General features: G+C 61.1%; 20 protein-coding genes and 1 pseudogene. 13 read left to right on the forward strand and 8 right to left on the reverse strand.

Translation table 11 applies throughout. The features are described 5' to 3' along the window. The first annotated feature begins 10 nt into the window (after positions 1-10). Genes O1W68_RS08940 through O1W68_RS08965 form a run of 6 tightly spaced genes read left to right on the forward strand, consistent with a single transcriptional unit; the run spans position 11 to position 4,229 of the window. Positions 11-1,567, forward strand: coding sequence for a class I adenylate-forming enzyme family protein (locus O1W68_RS08940; protein ID WP_269302753.1), 1,557 nt, complete (start codon positions 11-13; stop codon positions 1,565-1,567). Beyond that, positions 1,564-2,004 carry a hypothetical protein gene (locus O1W68_RS08945; protein ID WP_269302754.1) on the forward strand — a complete coding sequence of 147 codons (441 nt, stop codon included), beginning with the start codon at positions 1,564-1,566 and terminating at the stop codon, positions 2,002-2,004. Before O1W68_RS08940 ends, O1W68_RS08945 begins: the two co-directional genes overlap by 4 nt. Continuing rightward, on the forward strand, positions 2,001-2,414 hold the full coding sequence (locus O1W68_RS08950) for a MaoC family dehydratase (RefSeq protein ID WP_269302756.1): 414 nt from the start codon (positions 2,001-2,003) through the stop codon (positions 2,412-2,414). The genes O1W68_RS08945 and O1W68_RS08950 overlap by 4 nt, the downstream gene beginning before the upstream one ends. A 2-nt stretch (positions 2,415-2,416) precedes the next feature. After that, positions 2,417-3,256, forward strand: a complete 840-nt coding sequence (locus tag O1W68_RS08955; RefSeq protein WP_269302758.1) for a mycofactocin-coupled SDR family oxidoreductase — start codon at positions 2,417-2,419, stop codon at positions 3,254-3,256. A gap of 11 nt (positions 3,257-3,267) precedes the next feature. Then, entirely contained in the window at positions 3,268-3,723 is a 456-nt protein-coding gene (locus O1W68_RS08960; RefSeq protein WP_269302759.1) for a nuclear transport factor 2 family protein, read from the forward strand. Beyond that, entirely contained in the window at positions 3,720-4,229 is a 510-nt protein-coding gene (locus O1W68_RS08965) for a pyridoxamine 5'-phosphate oxidase family protein (RefSeq protein WP_269302761.1), read from the forward strand. The genes O1W68_RS08960 and O1W68_RS08965 overlap by 4 nt, the downstream gene beginning before the upstream one ends. On the opposite strand, the gene O1W68_RS08970 is transcribed toward O1W68_RS08965, so the two are convergent. The 3 genes from O1W68_RS08970 to O1W68_RS08980 form a co-directional block, all read right to left on the reverse strand. Then, positions 4,217-4,732 (reverse strand): nuclear transport factor 2 family protein, encoded by a 516-nt coding sequence (locus tag O1W68_RS08970; protein WP_269302763.1) that lies wholly within the window; start codon positions 4,730-4,732, stop codon positions 4,217-4,219. The genes O1W68_RS08965 and O1W68_RS08970 overlap by 13 nt on opposite strands. A 76-nt stretch (positions 4,733-4,808) precedes the next feature. After that, positions 4,809-5,222 carry a nuclear transport factor 2 family protein gene (locus tag O1W68_RS08975; RefSeq protein ID WP_269302765.1) on the reverse strand — a complete coding sequence of 138 codons (414 nt, stop codon included), beginning with the start codon at positions 5,220-5,222 and terminating at the stop codon, positions 4,809-4,811. 9 nt (positions 5,223-5,231) lie between these two features. Next, positions 5,232-6,353 carry an NDMA-dependent alcohol dehydrogenase gene (locus O1W68_RS08980; protein ID WP_269302767.1) on the reverse strand — a complete coding sequence of 374 codons (1,122 nt, stop codon included), beginning with the start codon at positions 6,351-6,353 and terminating at the stop codon, positions 5,232-5,234. Positions 6,354-6,503: 150 nt separating this feature from the next. Here O1W68_RS08980 and O1W68_RS08985 point away from each other — a divergent pair, with 150 nt between their 5' ends. Beyond that, positions 6,504-6,917: an acyl-CoA thioesterase gene (locus O1W68_RS08985; protein ID WP_269302769.1), complete on the forward strand. Its 414-nt coding sequence runs from the start codon at positions 6,504-6,506 to the stop codon at positions 6,915-6,917. Then, the gene (locus tag O1W68_RS08990) at positions 6,914-8,131 is read left to right on the forward strand and encodes an MFS transporter (protein ID WP_269302770.1); all 1,218 of its coding nucleotides are present in this window, start codon (positions 6,914-6,916) and stop codon (positions 8,129-8,131) included. The genes O1W68_RS08985 and O1W68_RS08990 overlap by 4 nt, the downstream gene beginning before the upstream one ends. Before the next feature lie 4 nt (positions 8,132-8,135). Here O1W68_RS08990 and O1W68_RS08995 read toward each other — a convergent pair whose 3' ends face one another. Further along, positions 8,136-8,693: a nuclear transport factor 2 family protein gene (locus tag O1W68_RS08995; RefSeq protein ID WP_269302772.1), complete on the reverse strand. Its 558-nt coding sequence runs from the start codon at positions 8,691-8,693 to the stop codon at positions 8,136-8,138. Between the two features lie 106 nt (positions 8,694-8,799). Between O1W68_RS08995 and O1W68_RS09000 the strand changes: the two genes are divergently transcribed. Next, entirely contained in the window at positions 8,800-9,954 is a 1,155-nt protein-coding gene (locus O1W68_RS09000) for an ABC transporter substrate-binding protein (RefSeq protein WP_269302774.1), read from the forward strand. A gap of 1 nt (position 9,955) precedes the next feature. On the opposite strand, the gene O1W68_RS09005 is transcribed toward O1W68_RS09000, so the two are convergent. Next, a complete protein-coding gene (locus tag O1W68_RS09005; protein WP_269302776.1) occupies positions 9,956-10,720 on the reverse strand; it encodes an enoyl-CoA hydratase/isomerase family protein in 765 nt (254 codons plus the stop codon). A gap of 143 nt (positions 10,721-10,863) precedes the next feature. On the opposite strand from O1W68_RS09005, the gene O1W68_RS09010 reads away from it, so the two are divergent. Continuing rightward, positions 10,864-11,601: a FadR/GntR family transcriptional regulator gene (locus O1W68_RS09010; protein ID WP_269302779.1), complete on the forward strand. Its 738-nt coding sequence runs from the start codon at positions 10,864-10,866 to the stop codon at positions 11,599-11,601. Between the two features lie 66 nt (positions 11,602-11,667). Here O1W68_RS09010 and O1W68_RS09015 read toward each other — a convergent pair whose 3' ends face one another. After that, positions 11,668-11,859: a ferredoxin gene (locus O1W68_RS09015; RefSeq protein ID WP_269302780.1), complete on the reverse strand. Its 192-nt coding sequence runs from the start codon at positions 11,857-11,859 to the stop codon at positions 11,668-11,670. A gap of 167 nt (positions 11,860-12,026) precedes the next feature. Between O1W68_RS09015 and O1W68_RS09020 the strand changes: the two genes are divergently transcribed. From O1W68_RS09020 to O1W68_RS09030, 3 genes are read left to right on the forward strand one after another with little or no spacing between them, the layout of a single operon-like run. Further along, positions 12,027-13,304, forward strand: a complete 1,278-nt coding sequence (locus tag O1W68_RS09020; protein WP_269302782.1) for a cytochrome P450 — start codon at positions 12,027-12,029, stop codon at positions 13,302-13,304. Then, entirely contained in the window at positions 13,304-14,458 is a 1,155-nt protein-coding gene (locus O1W68_RS09025; RefSeq protein WP_269302783.1) for an NAD(P)/FAD-dependent oxidoreductase, read from the forward strand. Before O1W68_RS09020 ends, O1W68_RS09025 begins: the two co-directional genes overlap by 1 nt. A gap of 30 nt (positions 14,459-14,488) precedes the next feature. Beyond that, a complete protein-coding gene (locus O1W68_RS09030) occupies positions 14,489-15,952 on the forward strand; it encodes an aldehyde dehydrogenase (RefSeq protein ID WP_269302785.1) in 1,464 nt (487 codons plus the stop codon). 51 nt (positions 15,953-16,003) lie between these two features. Here O1W68_RS09030 and O1W68_RS09035 read toward each other — a convergent pair whose 3' ends face one another. Further along, positions 16,004-16,888: an SMP-30/gluconolactonase/LRE family protein gene (locus O1W68_RS09035; protein ID WP_269302788.1), complete on the reverse strand. Its 885-nt coding sequence runs from the start codon at positions 16,886-16,888 to the stop codon at positions 16,004-16,006. A gap of 276 nt (positions 16,889-17,164) precedes the next feature. Continuing rightward, positions 17,165-17,664 (reverse strand): annotated as a pseudogene (locus tag O1W68_RS09040) (pyridine nucleotide-disulfide oxidoreductase); the annotation flags it as partial.

Genomic DNA, 17,664 nt, shown 5'->3' on the forward strand with positions numbered 1-17,664 from the left:
GGGCACTCTCATGCTTAATCAAGGATTGATACCCGCGAAGTGGGCCGCGCTGACCCCCAACCGGCAGGCAGTGTTCGACGTACCGAACGACCGGCGCGTCACGTTCTACGAGCTCGACGAACGGGTCCGTCGGCTCGCGAACGGCCTGCGTGGTTTGGGGCTCGACAAGGGCGACCGCATCGCCGTACTTACTCGAAACAGCGTCGAGTTCCAGGAACTGTACTTCGCGGCAGGTAGAGCCGGTCTTGTTCTCCAGCCGCTCAACTGGCGGCTCGGCATCAAAGCGCTCATCGGTCTCATAGCGGACGCATCCCCGAAGGTGATCATCACAGCCTCCGAATGGTCGGAGACGAAGCAGGAACTGCAGCGTTCGGTGGATGTGGATCACTGGCTCGAATTCGGTGCCGATTCCGACGGCAGCTACGACGAACTGTTGGCCCGATCGAGTGCTTCCGAGCCGATCTGGACACCGTCGATCGGCGGAGACGACCCGTTCTTCATCCTGTACACCGGAGGTACCACCGGTGAATCCAAGGGCGCCGTCCACACCCACACCAGCGCCGCCAATGGCATGCTCAATCAGACGGTGGCCGAACGCATAGTCCCCAACGACGTCTACATGCTGACCGGGCAGATGTACCACATTCCCGTAGTCCTCTCGATGAACTACATGAAGCATGGGTGTCCAGTCGTGTTGGTGAACTTCGAGGCGAAGCAAGCCTTGGAGATCATCGAAGCCGAAAAGGTATCCGCATTCCTGGGCATCACGACGATGCTCAACTGGATGATGGCAGTTCCCGACTTTGCCTCGTACGATCTCGCGAGCCTTCGCAACATCCAGTACGGAGGCGGGCCGATGCCGTCGACCATCGTTCGGGCGGCCTTGGAATCGTTCCCGTGCACGCTCATTCAGGGATACGGCCAGACGGAGGGGACGACGATGTCGTTCTTGTCGCAGGAGGATCACCTCGACGCGGTCAAAGGAAAAAATGTACAGCGGTTGAAATCCTGTGGCCGCGAGGGGTTCGTCACCACCATCCGGATCGTCGACGCGTTCGGCGAAGAAGTTCCGCGGGACGGGAAGACTCCTGGCGAAATCGTCGTGCGTTCCGAGGCGAACATGATCGGCTACCTCAACAGGCCAGAACTGACCAAGGACACTCTTCGCGACGGCTGGATGTGGACCGGTGACATCGCAACCTGGGACGAGGATCGCTACGTCTACATCGTCGACCGCGCGAAGGACATGATCATCTCCGGTGGCGAGAACATCTTCAGCGTTCAGGTCGAGGAAGCCATCGGCGCGCACCCAGCGGTGTTGGAATGCGCCGTCATCGGCATCCCTGACGACGAATGGGGCGAGGCCGTGAAAGCCGTCGTCGTACTGAAACCCGGAACGGAAGCCACCGAGCAGGAGATCATCGACGTCGCGAAGAAGAACCTTGCGTCGTACCAGAAGCCACGATCGGTCGATTTCGTCACAGCACTGCCCAAGGCGCCCACGGGCAAGATCATGAAACGTGATCTGCGGACGCCCTACTGGGAAGCCGCAGGTAGAACTGTATGACCGAGGAAGAACTGCATGCGCTGGTGGGAACGCGCATGCCGGGAGGTATCCGAACGCTGGAAAAATGGTGGGTCAGCCTAGTTCTCGACGCGATGGAGTGCTCGCCCCAGGACGGTGCATCTCACCCGACCTTCGTATTCCTGGTCGCCACCGGGTCGATGGGGTGGACGTGGGACGAGCTGTTTGCTGTGTTCGCCGCGACCGACGCTGACGGCCCGATGTTCGGGGAGACCGACACCGTCGTCCGCGTCCCATTGCAGACCGGCACCACCTACGCGGTGACCGGTGAGATCGTCTCCGCCGCCCGTAAGACAGGAAAGAAGACGGGGGTGTTCGACATCGTCGGATATCGGTTGGATATTCACGATTCCGCAGAAAAGCTCGTGGCGTCCACCACCAACTCGATCGTGTTCCCGCGTCGAGAGCAGGCCGCATGAGCATCGAAGTAGGACAGGTGCTTCCGTCGCGCATCATCGATCATGTCGATCCGGAGAAGATGAAACTGCTCTCGGCGTTGATGCGTGATCCCAATCCGATTCACTTCGACCGTACTGCGGTCGCCGCACTCGGCATGGGGGACAAGACCGTCAACCAGGGGCCGTCGAACATGGCCTATGTGCTGTCGATGCTGGGGGCGTGGGCCGGCGGCGTCGATCGAATAACGCACTACCGCTTCCGCTTCCTCGGAAACGTCTTCGAAGGTGATCGACTCGAAGCGACGGGGACAGTGACGAAAGTGAACGACACGCCGAGTGCATTCGAAGTCGAATGCACGCTGGCATTGACCGTGATCGGCGCAAGCGAAGTTCTCGCAGGCGTCGGAACCGTACTCGTTGAGAAGGAGTGAACATGACAGGTCGCCTCGAAGGAAAAGTTGCCTTCATCACTGGAGCCGCTCGCGGCCAGGGACGCAGCCATGCAATCAGATTGGCGCAGGAGGGGGCGGACATCATCGCCGTCGACATCTGCGAGAACATCGACACGGTCACCCCGTTCTATCCTCTCGGCACCGAGGACGAGCTGGCGGAGACCGTGAAGCAGGTCGAAGCCCTCGATCGTCGGATCTTCGCTCGCCGTGCGGACGTGCGCGACCTCGATCAGTTGCAGTCCGTGTTCGACGAGGGTGTCGCTGAGCTCGGCCGCGTCGACATCGTCGTCGCGAACGCCGGAATCGCCACGTACGGGCGCTCCTGGGAACTGACGAGCGAGCAGTGGAAGGACATGATCGACGTCAACCTCACCGGCGTCTTCCACACCGCGAAGGTGGCTATTCCGGCGTTGATCGAAGCATGCCGCGGTGGGTCCATCGTGTTCACCAGCTCGATCGGTGGACTCAAGGGCATTCAGCAGGTCGGCCATTATGTGGCCGCCAAACACGGCATTGTCGGCCTCATGCGCACAATGGCGAACGAGCTGGGCCAGTACAAGATTCGCGTCAACACCGTTCACCCGACCAACGTCGACACCATCATGATCCAGAACCCCGGCACCTATTCCATGTTCGCGCCGGGTGATCCGGAGCCGACGCAGGAGAAGGCAATGGCCGGGTTCGCCTCGCTCAACGTACTTCCGGTGCCGTGGATCGAGTCTGTCGACATCAGCAACGCAGTGCTGTACCTCTCGAGTGACGAGGGCCGCTACATCACCGGAGTCACCCTGCCCGTCGATGCGGGCGCCTACGTCAAATGAAAGGAACCATCATGACCAGTGCCCTCGTGACCCATGATCTCGCCTACCGCGCGCAGGCGGCGCTGTACGCCTACGCGTTGGCGGCCGATGCCGGAGATCTCGACACTTTGCGAAGTCTCGCGGTCGAGGACGTCGTCGTCACCCAGGCTGGGGAAACCAAGCACGGAATGGAACCGTTTCTCGACATCTACCGGGCGTTTGCAGCGTCCGACGTCGAGGTCTCACGTCACATCGTGACCAACGTGTTGGCATCGCAGGAAGATAGCAATGGAGTGCGCGTCGACGCCTACTTCGAAGCCACCTTGTTCAGCGCTGACAGTACGTCCCGCATCTTCGGTAGGTACGCAGACTCCATGGCAGACGTGGACGGCTCCATGAAGCTGGTCCACAAACGTATTCTCGTGGACAGAATAATGGAACTACCTGCCGCCACGAGCGCCTACGTACCGTACGCATCGCGCCCGTGAATCGGGTCGGGATCGACGACAACGAGAATCTCGAGTCGGTCCGCGCGACGGCCGAGGGCCGCTCGACATTGATTGCGACGCAGACCGAGTGCACCTTCGCGTTCACCACCGAGGCAGGATGGCCGGCGGGCGTCGTCATGAGCTATCTGTTCACCCGCGATCGTTTCTGGGTGACTGCGGCAGCCGGGCGAGCCCATGTACGGGGAGCGGTCCGTGACCCGCGGGTGAGCTTGGTGATCTCCAACGCAGGCACCCCGCTCCCCGGACGGCAGATGCTGTCCATCCGCGGCACCGCCACTGTCCATACCGAGGAGGCGGTGAAGTCCTGGTTCTACCCGGAATTCGCGCGTCACCTCGCACCCGGAGACCCGGACTCGTTTGCGGCACTTCTGAACAGTCCGAACCGCGTCGTCATCGAAGTAGAGGCCGTTCGCGTTGCGGTGAGCCATGATTCGACCAAGATGCCCGGTGACGGGCGAGGTGGGTTCGGCGGTCAGTCTCGGTAGGTGGACCAGGTCGGCGCGGATTCCGGATAATCTGCGCCGGCATACCTGGTCTGGGGCCAGCGGATGCGCTGGTCGGTGCGAAAGCTCGCGCTCATGGCTTCGAACGGCACGGCATACATGAATGTCACCGTGCGGTGCTGGAAGCGCCAACGATCGGTCATCGTGTAGCGGTCTGTATAGCGAAAAGCGCTCATCATCAGCGTGTCGCGAACAGCCAGCTCGGCGTGTCCGGTCATGCGTCCCGTCGCGTGCCGGGGATCGTCGACGGTGATCAGGTGAATCTCGGGAGTGTGCAGCATCGTGGTGTAGCGATCCATACTGTCGACGTAGAACGCGCGCAGTTCGTCACGGCCCGTGAGGGTCTTTCCCGCGACGGTGAACGATGCATCGGGCGTGTACATCTCGAGCACCGACTCGATGTCGTGATCGTCGACGGCCATCGAATAGGCGCCGGCGAGCTCGCGGATCGCATCCTTGGCGATCAGGGTGTCCAGCGGGTCCATGGTGTTCCGTTCCAGCAAAAAACGTACGTGCGTGTGTACCGGATACTGGCACACACGCACGTACGTTTGCTTGTCATCAGGCCTCGAAGCCGTCCATCTGCGGCGGCGTCAGTGGTGAAATAACTCGGGAAGAGATTTTCCAGCCGTCGTCGGTACGAACGTAGGTGTCTTCGTTCAATGCAATTGCCTTGAACGCAGCACCGCCTTTGGTGTGGCCCTCGGAGAACACGTAATTGGTTCCGTGCGCAGTGGACTCGGAATCGAAGTGCACGAGATGGTTGGTGATGATGTGAAACTGGTCCTGCACCTGTGCCGCGTCACGTTCGAAGAAATCTCCGATAGCCTCGTGACCCTCGTATCGAGCGAGCCCGACGGGGGTCGCGTCCCAGACGGCATCCGACGCGAACGCGCTCAGCGCCAACTTCGGGTCGAACTTGTCCAGGCCGAGGGCATAGGTGTGCGTGGCGGTGATGATGTCGTTGATACTCATGCTGCTCTCCTAGTCGTCGTACACGATGACGCCGCGAATGTTCTTACCGTCGCGCATGTCCTGAATTGCCTCGTTGATCTGCTCGAGCTTGTAGGTCTTGGTGATCAGCTCGTCGAGCATGAACTCGCCGCGCCGATACATGTCGGCGATGAGCGGTATGTCGCGGCGGGCGGTGGTGGTGCCGTACAGGGTTCCCTGCAGCCGCTTGCCGGACATGGCGAAAGTGAAGAGGTCGAACGGTACGTCCCGCTGTGTGACGGGGGCGGCCGAGGTCAACACCAACGTGCCACCGCGCCGCGTCATCTCCTGAGCTGGGTTGAGCAGGTGGCCGTATGCGATGTCGACGGTGATGAGCACCTTGTCTGCCCCCTGACCGTTCGACAGAGAATCGACGAGTTCTTTTGCCTGCTCCAGGTTTTCGACGGTATGGGTCGCACCGAACAGCTTGGCCTGATCGCGCTTGTACTCGACCGGGTCCACAGCGACGATGTACTTTGCGCCCTTGTGTCGGGCGCCCTGGACGGCATTCATGCCGACACCGCCGGTGCCGATGACCACGACGAGGTCGCCGAGTGTCACCTCGGCTGCATAGACCGAGGACCCCCAGCCGGTCGGCACGCCACAACCGATCAGCGCTGCCTTGTCCAGCGGGATGTCCTTGCCGATCTTGACGCATGAGTCGATATTGACGACGACGTAGGGCGAGAACGTCCCGAGGAACGAGAACGGACCGACTCCCTGGCCGCGAGCATGTACGCGGTGGGTGCCGTCGGGTGCGAACCCGGCCAGCACTCCGGCGCCCATTTCGCACATGTTGGACCTGCCGATCGTGCACATCGCACAGTGTCCGCACGATGGGAGGAAGGAGAGGACTACGTGGTCGCCGATGTCGAATCCGGTGACATCCGGACCGAGTTCCTCGATGACGCCTGCGCCCTCGTGTCCGCCGATGATGGGGGCCCAATCCAGCGGGATATCACCGGTGTCCACGTGATCGTCGCTGTGGCAGATGCCCGATGCAGCGAGCTTGATTCGAACCTCTCTGCTCTTGGGCGGATCGATCTCGATTTCTTCGACACTCCAGCCCGAGCGTGTGCCGGGTTCCCAGATCAAGGCTCCGATAGTTTTCACTTCTACTCCTTCGATACGACGAACGGCGCTGTCCACGTGCGAGGTTGGAATGATGCGCATAAATTGATGTGACAGCAGTCACCCTATCCATGATAATGATTAGTGTAAAGAGTGAGATGGTAGAAATCGAGCAACGAAAGAGGTGCTGCAATGGTCGGTCATCCCACCAGTCAAACGTTCACACTCGCCTACGGAGACTGCGATGCGATCGGAATCTCCTACTTCGCGATGAACTATCCGTGGATGGAACGCACCTACAGCGTGTGGCTGCACTCCCACGGCCTCGACAGCCACACCATGATGGACACCATCGGCGTCGGCACCGTCGGATTCGGTTCCGAATGCAGCTACCTCGCGATGTGCCGAGTGTTCGACGAGGTCACGTGCGGGATGGAGTTGAATCACATCGGCACCTCTTCGTACATCATCGGATTTGCTTTCACACGAGGTGAAGAACGCGTCGCGTACGGGAAGATCAAATACGCCGTGCGTGGTCCGGACGGACTCAAAGCGTCGATTCCCGATGTTCTGCGCGCGGCACTCGTCTCGCTCGACAGTCGGTGACGACGGCGGTAGAAAATCGGTCTGGGCTCGGTCGTCGGCGCTTGCTCGGTGCCACGGCGTCGGCTGCGTTTGCCGCGCTTGTCGTCGGATCGAATGTGCCCGGTTCACTGCTGCCGATGTACGCCGATCTTATGTCTCTGACTACCTTCACGGTGTCGGCATTGTTCGCGGCCTACCTCGTCGCCTTGGTTCTGACGTTCACCGTCATGGCCCGTACCAGGCTCACTCGTTTCGCTTGGGCATTGCTTCCGGCGTCGCTGCTGGGAGGGTTGCTGGCGGACCTGGCGTTGATCGCCGGCGGCGACAACGTGGGATTCCTGTTCGTGGGAAGACTTCTCACCGGTACGTGTGTCGGCGTCGCGACGGGTGCGACCGCGACCTTGGCGGTCACCGCACGCGGCGAGAAGGGCCGGACCATCGCGGCATCGGGCGCGATCTTCGGTTCGTTCGTCGGTCTGATCCTGGGAGCTGTTGTGGCAGAGTATCTCCCCGGCCCGACGACCACTGTGTACTTCGTTCACATGGCCTTGCTCGTTGCGGTCATCGTCCTTCTTGTCTTCTCTCTGTACTCCACGCGCGTCATTCTTCGCGAGGCGCTGGTCGAACCGGTCCTCTCTCACGTACCCAGTGTTCACCTCGATCTGTCCGGTCGGGCTCGCGCGGCTGGCTACGGTATCGGCCTCGCGGGCTGGGCTATCGGCGGCATCGCTGTCGGCATTCTGCCTACTGCGGTGCGCGAGCAGACGGGGAGTACTTCGCTGATCGTCGGGGCACTCGCACCGGTCGTTCTCCTGTTCGTTGCGTGGACCTCACCGTTCGTGTTCACCGCACTGGGGGTCGCTCTGCGCCCGGTCCAGTCGCTGGGTCTGATTGCAGCCGGAGCGGTGTTGTGCGCAAAGGGAGTTGCGCTATCGAATCTCGTTCTTGTCCTCGCCGGCTGTGTTTGCTGGGGGTTCGGGCAGGGCTTCGCTTATGCCTGCGGGCTCCGAATTCTCACCCGCGGGGCGTCTGCCGTGGAGCAGGGCCGCATCGCATCACGATTCGCATCGTTCAGCTACGGACTTACCGCCGTGCTGGCGCTGACGACCGGTGCGGTGTCGACTGCGTGGGGGAGCGCAGTCGGCATGGCCGTTGCGGGAGCGGTATTCGTCCTGTTGTGTTCGGTCGTTGCAGTACTAGGCCACGGTCGGTGGAGCAGCCCCGTGACGGCGTGAAGCCTCAGAGTAAGAACTTCTGAAGCCATGCGCGGTCACCGGAATGCAGGGCATCCGGCCAGTCCGCGGGCCGATGATCGCCGTACGCGCGCATGCTCTTCGGATCACCCAGTCCCTGCTGGTACTCCGAGATCGGCAAGTAATACATATAGGACATCAGCCGGTCGTGGATCTTCCAGATGCCGCCGATGCGCCGGTAAGTGTCTCGATAACGCAGCGCGGTCACCATGGGCACCCCGTTGCGGACGAGTTCTGCGTGGCCGAAGGCGATTCCGAACGCGCGGTGTGGATCTTCGTCGAATCTCACGATATGGCCATGGGCCACGTGATTGGTCGGTCCGAGGGCGTCGAATCTGCTCTCGAATACCTCGACGATCTCGTCGACGCCGTGGGCCGAGAACATGCCGTCCGCTGATCGCATCGTCGCATCCTCGGTGAAGAGTGAACGGATTCCCTCCACGTGTCGTTCGTCCATGACCAGGCAGTACAGGATCGGGAGCTCTGTTATGGCAGAACGCGATTCAATTCGGTCGAGGCGTTCTTCGATGTCGAGGGCAGGCATATATTCCCTTCCTTTTTCATACGTTCACGAGACAGGACGCGTGCCGAGGCTTCAGGATATGCAGTGCCAAGTATATGCGCATGATTAATATGAAATGGGAGTATTGATGAACAGGTTCGTGGTTCCGGCACTCGCTGCGGGTGTTGCTCTGGCGGTGGCGAGTTGTAGTGGGGGGAGCGGTGGTGGTGCTACCGCGTCCGGTGAGATGCCCGCAGAAATATCGTTGTTCTCGGTCACCGACAAGACCGGTGCCGTCTCGTTTGCAGGGACGAATCAGCTCAAAGGGATCGAACTCGCGATCTCCGAGATCAACGAGCAGAACTACCTTGGTGAATCGAAGATAGTCCTCGAGAGTCGCGACACCGAAGGAGAAGCTCAGACGGCGGCGAGCATGGTCACCGAGGCGACGGCCAACCCCGACGTGGCGGCGATTCTGGGCACCGTGACGAGCGCTCAGACTGTCGCTGTGGCGCCGCTTGCGCAAGCAGCCAAGGTGCCGATCGTCTTCACTCAATCCGGTAGTGACGGCACACTCGTGGGTGAATATACCTACCGTGCAACAGCTCCCATGGCCACCTACTACGACCTGGCTGGGGAATATGTCCAAGGCGAGGGGGTGAAGACTCTCGGGGTTCTCTACAACAGTGCGAACCCCACCTTGAGTCAGCTGGCCGAGCAGACCATCCCCGGAATGGCAGAGAAATTCGGCTACACGGTCAGCTCGACGTCCGCAGTGCAGAACACGACGCAGGACTTCACGGCACCGATCGCGAAGCTCCTTGCCGACAACCCTGATGGAATCGCGATCATGATGAACGGGGCTCAGAATGCCACTGCGGTATCGCAACTCCGTCAGGCCGGCTTCGATGGAACTCTCGTGACGCACACCGGCTCCGGTGCCGGAAACCTCACCCCCGCAGGTCCGGCGGGGGCCGGTATGACATGGCCCACCGATTTCACCTACCACGGTACGAACCCCGCAACGCAGGAATTCGTGGAGGCCTACCGCGCGAAGTTCAACGGTGAGAATCCGAACAACTACGCCGCGGAAGGTTACGACGCTGCATGGATGATCGCCCATGCCATCGACTACTCCGGTGGGGCGTCACGTGAGGACATTCAGAACGGTCTGCAACAGGTTGTAACCGAGGGCTTCACCGGTGCGGAAGGTGACGTCACCTTCGAAGGCAATGACATGCGAGTCAAAGGCGCGCTCGTGCAATGGAACGGCACCGAGGAAGTCCTGCTGAGCGAGAAGTAGCTCACTGAGGATCGGGGAAGACGGCCTTCCTCTTTTCGAGGAAGGCCGTCGCGCCCTCGATCATGTCCGGGCTGCCCACCGCCTGGTTGAGCATTCCCAAGCCCGACGAGAACGAGTCACGGGCCGCGTTCCACCACAGATTCGAACTTGTCTTGGTGATTTCCAGATAGCGGGGGCTCAGCGCTGAGATCTCATCGCACCACGACCGAACCGTGTCCTCGAGCTTGTCGTCGTCGACGACCTCGTTGATCAAACCCAGATCGAGCGCCTGCTCGGCCGAATACCGCCGGCACAGCATTGCCATCTCCTTGGCGCGCTTCTCGCCGATCTGAACTCCCATTACGTTCGTAGCCCCGGTGACCGGGGCACTCCCGACGCGAGGGCCTGTCTGTCCGAACGTCGCCGAGCGGGCGGCGACAGCGAGGTCGCAGGCGACGACAAGTTCGTTGCCGCCGCCGGCCGCCGCGCCGTTGACGGCTGCGATGACCGGCCTCGGGCAGTTGCGGATGGCGTCGAACAGCCGGAGAGAGCCTCGATAGAGCCGACGCATCTCTTTCTGGGTCGGTTCGCTGAGCTTGGCCAAGGATCCGCCCGCGCAGAAACTGCCCCCCGATCCGGTGATGACCACCGAGCGGTAGCCCGAGGCGTCGTCGAGTGCGTCCGCGATCGCCGCGGACATCTCCGGGTCGAACGCATTGCGTCGTTCGGGCCTGTTGAGCCGGATCCACAACGTGGCCGGTGTACTTTCGATGATTACGTCGGGCATGTGTTTCCTGTCCTTCGGTACGGGGATACTTCGCTTGTCGAGGGCCTGGGGCAGTTCAGGCTCTATTGTTATAATCAATCGCCTTGATATTCGGGGCGTTCGCGGACTTTTTCTCGTCTGCGAGAAGCTGGGAGGACCTATTCATGACCGTGGCCAATCGCGCACCGAAAGCTGCGATGGTGATCGCGCAGCAGATCATCCGCGACACCTTGCGGCAAGGCCTCACCATCGGAAACCTTCTCCCTCCGGAAAAGGCGATGCTCGAGAAGTACCAAATCGGGCGCGGCACCCTGAGAGAAGCGCTCCGTCTGCTCGAATTTCAAGGCGTCATCGCACTCAAGCCGGGCCCCAAAGGCGGACCCGTCCTTCTCGATCCTGATTCTTCCCACCTGGCCAGCACTGTCATCCTGCTGATGCAGCTCAAGAACGCCCCCTTCAAGGCGATCGCGGAAGCACGCGTAGCGATGGAACCGATGATCAGCAGGCTTGCTGCTCAGCGAATCTCCGACGAGTCCCTCGTCCAACTCAACGGCACCATCGAAGCGATGCGCGATTCGCTCGACGACCAGTACATCTTCCTCGAAGCGAACAAGCAGTTCCACGACATCATTGCCTGGTCCTCGGGTAATCCACTGTTCGGCTACCTCGTCGACTCGCTGCTGGGAATCATGGACGGCACGATTATCGGCATCGACTACCCGGCGCCGCGTCGCGCAGCGATCCTGAAAGCTCATCAATCGATCTACGACTCTCTTCTGGTGCATGACCCCGAGCTCTCGCAGGAGCGGATGGCGGCGCATATCAACGAGTACGTCCGCTACGCCGAGCGGAAGTTCCCCGACGTCATGACCTCCGTCATCCAGTGGGATCGGGCCCTCTAGGCGCTCAGCGCAGGCGAGTTGAGATGCGTTCTTGGGGACGGATGTCAACTCACCTGCGGACTTGCACTATTCGACGCTGATCGCCCGTTCCGGGCAGCTGTCTGCGCCGGCCTGTGCCTCGGCCTTGTGCGCCGGCTCCTGCCCTTCGGGCAGTACATAAGCATGCCCGTCCTCGTCGCGTAGGGCGAAGACCTGCGGTGATGTCATGTGGCACAGGCCATGGCCCTGGCACTGATGCTCGTCTACCGATACGTTCACGACTCCTCCTTCTGAGCGACGCGGGACGCTCTTTGTTTATAGCCACTCCAGTGAGCGCGACTATACGATGTCGGCATTGTGATGTTGACAACATCGTAATCTAGTATAACCATTATCAGCGCAACGTTCGTAATGGTTGCACCAGATTCGCTTGCAGGAGGACACACATGACGGAAAGCGGCCGTTGCCCGGTCATTCACTTCGACCACAACTCACAGGATCACTCGGCTGACCCCGTCGGGTCCTACCGGAAGCTCAGAAACGCAGAGAAGCGCGGTTGGTCGGAGGCGCACGGGGGTTACTGGGTCCTGTCGGACTACGAAGCGGTGTTCGACGCCTCGCGTGACGACGACACCTTCTCGTCGGCACGCAACGAATACGGCGGTGAGGGACTGGCGGTCGTCATTCCCAAGACGCCGATGCACTTTCATATTCCGATCGAGCTCGATCCTCCAGAATTTCGGAAATATCGAAAAATCGTCAATCCGATCACCTCGCCCGCTGCGGTCGAGAAGATGAAGGACTTGGTCGAGCACCACACCACCGCGTTCATCGACAGCGTCATCGAAGCGGGGGAATGCGACTTCACCTCCGTCATCGGTGTGCCGGCCATCGTCACGGTCGACTGGCTCGGCCTTGGGATCGAGGACTGGAAGACCTATGCCGCAGCGCACCACGAGGCGCTCGCAGGCGTGCCGGGGTCGCCGCACTACGAACACGCCATGAAGGTGGACTTTCCGTACCTGTCGGAAAAGATGCGTTCGGTCATCTCCGATCGCCGGGTGAACCCGGCCGACGACGTCATCAGCTACCTGGTCCAGCAAGAGGTCGACGGTAGAGTCCTCGATGATTTCGAGGTGTTCGCTATGGTCGAGCTTCTCGTCGCAGGTGGTACCGGCACGACGGCATCGCTCGTCAGTCAAACCCTCGTGTGGCTCGCTGATCACACCGATGTGCGGCAACGTCTCATCGACGACCCATCGTTGATGGACCACGCCGTGGAGGAATTCCTCCGATACTTCTCGCCGACGCAGGCGCTTGCGCGGACCGTCACCGAGGATGTGGAGTTCAAGGGATGCCCGATGCAGAAGGGAGATCGCGTCCTGCTGTCGTGGGCTTCCGCCAATCGTGACGAAGCACTCTTCGAAAATCCGGACGAGATCGATATCGACCGGTGGCCCAATCGGCACACCGCGTTCGGCATCGGAATGCATCGATGCTCGGGTTCTCACCTCGGCCGACTGATGGCGAAGACCCTACTCACGCAAATTCTCGAACGCATGCCCGACTACACGATCGAACGCGACAAACTCGAGCGTTACCCACACCAGGGCACCAACATGGGTTGGCAGCGCATTCCTGCGCACTTCACCCCAGGAAAGCGCATTCTCGCCGACGGCGAGGCGCTTGCCGCGTCCACCGCACCCGCGACACCCATGTACTGATGAACAGAATTGTCATAGTCGGCGGCGGACTTTCCGGCGCACGAGCATGTGAATCCTTGCGTGCCCATGGCTTCGTCGGAGAAATCGTGCTGCTGGCCGCAGAGGATCATCTGCCGTACGACCGGCCGCCGCTGACCAAGGGAGCGCTGAAAGCCGACGTCGACACGCAATTGCGAACCGACTACGAAGCTTTGAAGGTCGACGTTCGAATCGGCAGTCCTGCACTCGGTTTGGACGCGAAGGCCAAAAAGGTTCGTACAGCTGCAGGTCCGGTCGATTACGACGCGCTGATCATAGCTACCGGTTCGGTACCCATCATGCTTCCGGGTTCGGCACGGCAGCTTGCAGTACGGACGGTCGAGGACGCCCGTGCCCTCCGTGAGCACCTACGTGCAGACGCGAAAGTCGTTCTTGTCGGGGCCAGTTGGATCGGAGCCGAAGTTGCGACGGCAGCTCTTGCCGCCGGAGCGCAGGTGACGTGCATCGAATTCGGACCAGCGCCGCTGAGCAACGCTCTGGGGGAAGAGATCGGCAAGAGATTCGTCGAGTGGTGGACGTCGGTGGATCTTCGCCTCGGTGTCGGCGTCCACGAAGTGACCGACAGCGGAGTCACCCTCGACAACGGCGAGGAGATTGCGGCCGACGTCGTCGTCGCGGGAGTCGGTGTCCGACCGGACACCGACTGGCTTTCCGGATCGGGACTCGAGATCGATCGCGGCATCGTTGTCGACGAGTACCTCCGCACGTCCGATCCGCATGTGTACGCAGTCGGCGACGTTGCAGTGCGGTGGTCTCCACGGTCGAAGAAGAAGCTACACGTCGAACATTGGGACGAAGCCAGAACAGGTCCCGATGCGATAGCACGAACATTACTCGGTGACAGCATGATCCACGATCCAATCCCGTATTTCTGGAGTGATCAGTTCGGCCACAAAATCCAATACGTGGGCCACCACGAGGCGTCGGACACAGTCGTCGTACGCAGCGGTCCCGACAGCAAGTGGGCCGTCGCGTGGATCGATGACAACGGCACGCTCACAGCTCATCTCAGTATCGATTCACCCAGGCTCATGATCGCGGCCCGTGCCGCGATCGCTGCGGGCGCCCGGCCCGACCCAGGAAGCCTTCGCGACATCGATCGATCGCTCACCTAGCTCGAACCCCTATCACCAGGAGATGTACCGATGACCGCTACAGTTCCCAACCAGACGACACTGAAGAGCTACGACAAATTGTTCATCGGCGGGAAGTGGGTGCAGCCGTCCTCCGACAAGATGATCGACGTGGTCTCGCCGATTACCGAAGAGCTTCTCGCAACCGTCCCCGAGGCTCAGCCGGCGGACATCGACAAAGCAGTTGCTGCCGCTCGCAAGGCATTCGACGAGGGCCCCTGGCCTCGGATGACGGCAGCCGAACGAGCTCCGTACCTGATTCGCATTCAGGAAGAGGTGGAAAAGCGGTTCGACGCCATGGCAGCGGCATTCACAGCAGAGATCGGTGCCCCGGCGGGAGCAAGCGTCGCGTTCCACAACAATGCACTCAAGATGTGGGGAGATGCGTCGACGCTGCACGAGCGCTTCGAGTTCGAAGAAGAGCGCACATGGGCCGAAGGACACGGAAAGCTGGTACGTGAGCCGGTAGGCGTCGTCGCGACGATCATCCCGTGGAACGGGCCGGTCGCCACCGCCTCGCTGAAGATCGCACCCGCACTCGCTGCAGGTTGCACCGTCGTTCTCAAGCCGGCACCGGAAGGCCCCGTCAGCACCATGATCCTCGCTGAGGCCTTGGAGGCAGCAGGTCTGCCGGAAGGCGTCATCAGCTTGCTACCCGGTGGGCGTGAGACCGGTGAATACCTGGTGCGTCACAAGGACGTCGACAAGGTCTCCTTCACTGGATCCACTCTGGCAGGCCGCCGAATTATGAGCATCTGTGGCGAGCGAATCGCGCGCGTCACTCTCGAACTGGGCGGAAAGTCTGCCGGCATCATCGCCGACGACATCGACCTGGACAAAGTGTTTCCGGCATTGGCATTCGCGGGCATCGGGCACAGCGGTCAGGTGTGTGCCGCGATCACCCGCATTGTCGTTCCGCGCCACCGACAGGACGAAGTGGTCGAGACCATCAAGACCATCTTCGAGTCGGTGCCCGTCGGCGATCCGCGCGAGGAGGGCACCGTCATCGGACCACTCGCCGCGGAGCGGCAGCGCACCAGGGTTCTCGACTACATCGAGATAGGAAAAGCTGAAGGTGCCCGGTTGGTCACCGGTGGTGGACGCCCGGCCGGTCTCGACAAGGGCTGGTACGTCGAACCGACGCTGTTCGCCGATGTCACCAATGACATGCGGATCGCCCAGGAAGAAATCTTCGGACCCGTCGTCGTGGTCATCCCGTTCGACGACATCGACGAGGCCGTCGCGATTGCCAACGACTCCGACTACGGCCTGTCCGGAGCCGTCTACGCTGAGGACTCCGCGTTGGCCGAGACCATCGCGCGACGCATTCGCACGGGTCAGATCTCGGTGAACAGCTGGGATATGTGCGTCACCCAACCATTCGGCGGTTACAAGCAATCCGGGCTCGGCCGTGAAGGCAATGTGGAGGGCCTCAGTACCTTCCTCGAGACGAAGCTGATTCAGTTCGCGAACTAGCTCTGCAAACGAAGAAGGGGCCCCAATGGGGCCCCTTCTTCGTGGTCCGGGTTATGCCGGAATATCGACGCGCACCGATAGCAGGCTTGCATCGCGAGTGTCTCGCCGTGCATGCTCCGACGATGACGGGGCAGCACAAGCGAAGAGAGTTCGACCGTCCTGGCCTCCGAGCATGCAGGCGAAAACCCCTGTCGGAAAGACCTTTTCGTCGATGATCTTCCCGCCCTCGACGACCCGGATCAGTCGCTGGTGCAGTGCGTCGGCGACCCAGATTGCACCTTCGGAGTCGAGACCGATACCGTCCGGGGCTACCTGTGCTGCGCCCATCGCGTCCTTGACCGTGGTGCGGGGAACCTCGGGTCCGAACGAGGCCCACGTTCGACGGTTGCTCAACGCACCGTCGTCGGCGATGTCGAAGGCGGTCATTCGGTTGCCCATGGACTCCGCGATAACCAACGAACGGTCCTGTGTGATGACCGAACCGTTGGGGAACAACAGCTCTCCCGCCGCGACGTCGGCGTCACCGTTCGGCGCCACATGGATCAGGACGGCGGATTCGACGTAGGACCGACTTCGGAAGTCGAACCCGAAAGTACTGATGTAGGCGTGACCTCGGTCGTCGACGGTCATGTCGTTGAGCTTGCCCGTGGCCAGGTGTGACACGTCGGCATGGGTGATCAAGGTGCCGTCGGCTTCCCGGCGAAGAACCAGGCCGTCGACCATCGACACGATCAGCAGTCGGCCGTCGGGCAACCACCCCAGTCCCGAGGGCTGGCCCTCCGTGGTCGCCTCCACCCGCACATCGCCGGCATCGCCGATCGAAAGTACCTCGTGCGCATAAAGATCCGATACCCAGATCCGTCCGTCGTGCCAGCGAGGGCACTCGAGAAACGCGCGATCGGTCACGACGGTCGAGATGACGGTTGTGCTCGTCATGTACTGCCTCCTTGGAAATTCGATAAGCATGCTGACGAAATATCGCGGTAAAAGCCAACTGGGTCAGCAGATCGACCCGGTGTTTTGCAGCCGAAAGTCATTATGGGGAAAGGGGACTGGTAAATCATGACAACGCTCCTTCCCCGTCGAGCCTTAGGCCTGTGGCCATTTATGCACTCGACTGTATCAAATACGGTACTAATCATACGCAGGAATAATCTTCATGGTCGGTGTCGGATTCGTACTGTTCGTCGAACAGGTCAGCGCAGCATTTTGCTATTCTTTCGACGCCGCCACCATCTGGTCACGTTCGACGACCTTGACGCGTTCGCGGCCTTCGGTTTCGCCGAGGCTGCGTTCGTGGGCGTCGAGGCGGTACCAGCCGTCCCAGGTGGTGAAGGGGACTTTCTTGCTCTCGAGGAAGTCGGTGACGGCCTGTTCGGTGGGTTCTGGTGCGGCGGTGAAGTTCGGTGCGTCTTCGAGGAGGTTGGCGACGGTTTCGTTGGCGTCGCCTTTGGTGTGGCCGATGAGGCCGACGGGTCCGCGTTTGATCCAGCCGGTGACGTAGGTCGCGGGTACCGCGGTGTGCGAATTTGCAGGAGTGGAGCCTGCGGAATGACCGTTGACAGTGTCGAGGACGCGGCCTGCCTCGTTGGGGATGGTGCCGGCTTGGTCGTCGAAGGGGAGTTGGGCGATGTTTTTGGAGAGGTATCCGACGGCGCGGTAGACCGCTTGGACGTCCCAGTCGTTGTATTTGCCGGTGCCTTTGACGTTGC

Origin of the sequence: Rhodococcus sp. H36-A4 (genome assembly GCF_027158005.1) — a bacterium.
Taxonomy (GTDB): domain Bacteria; phylum Actinomycetota; class Actinomycetes; order Mycobacteriales; family Mycobacteriaceae; genus Rhodococcoides.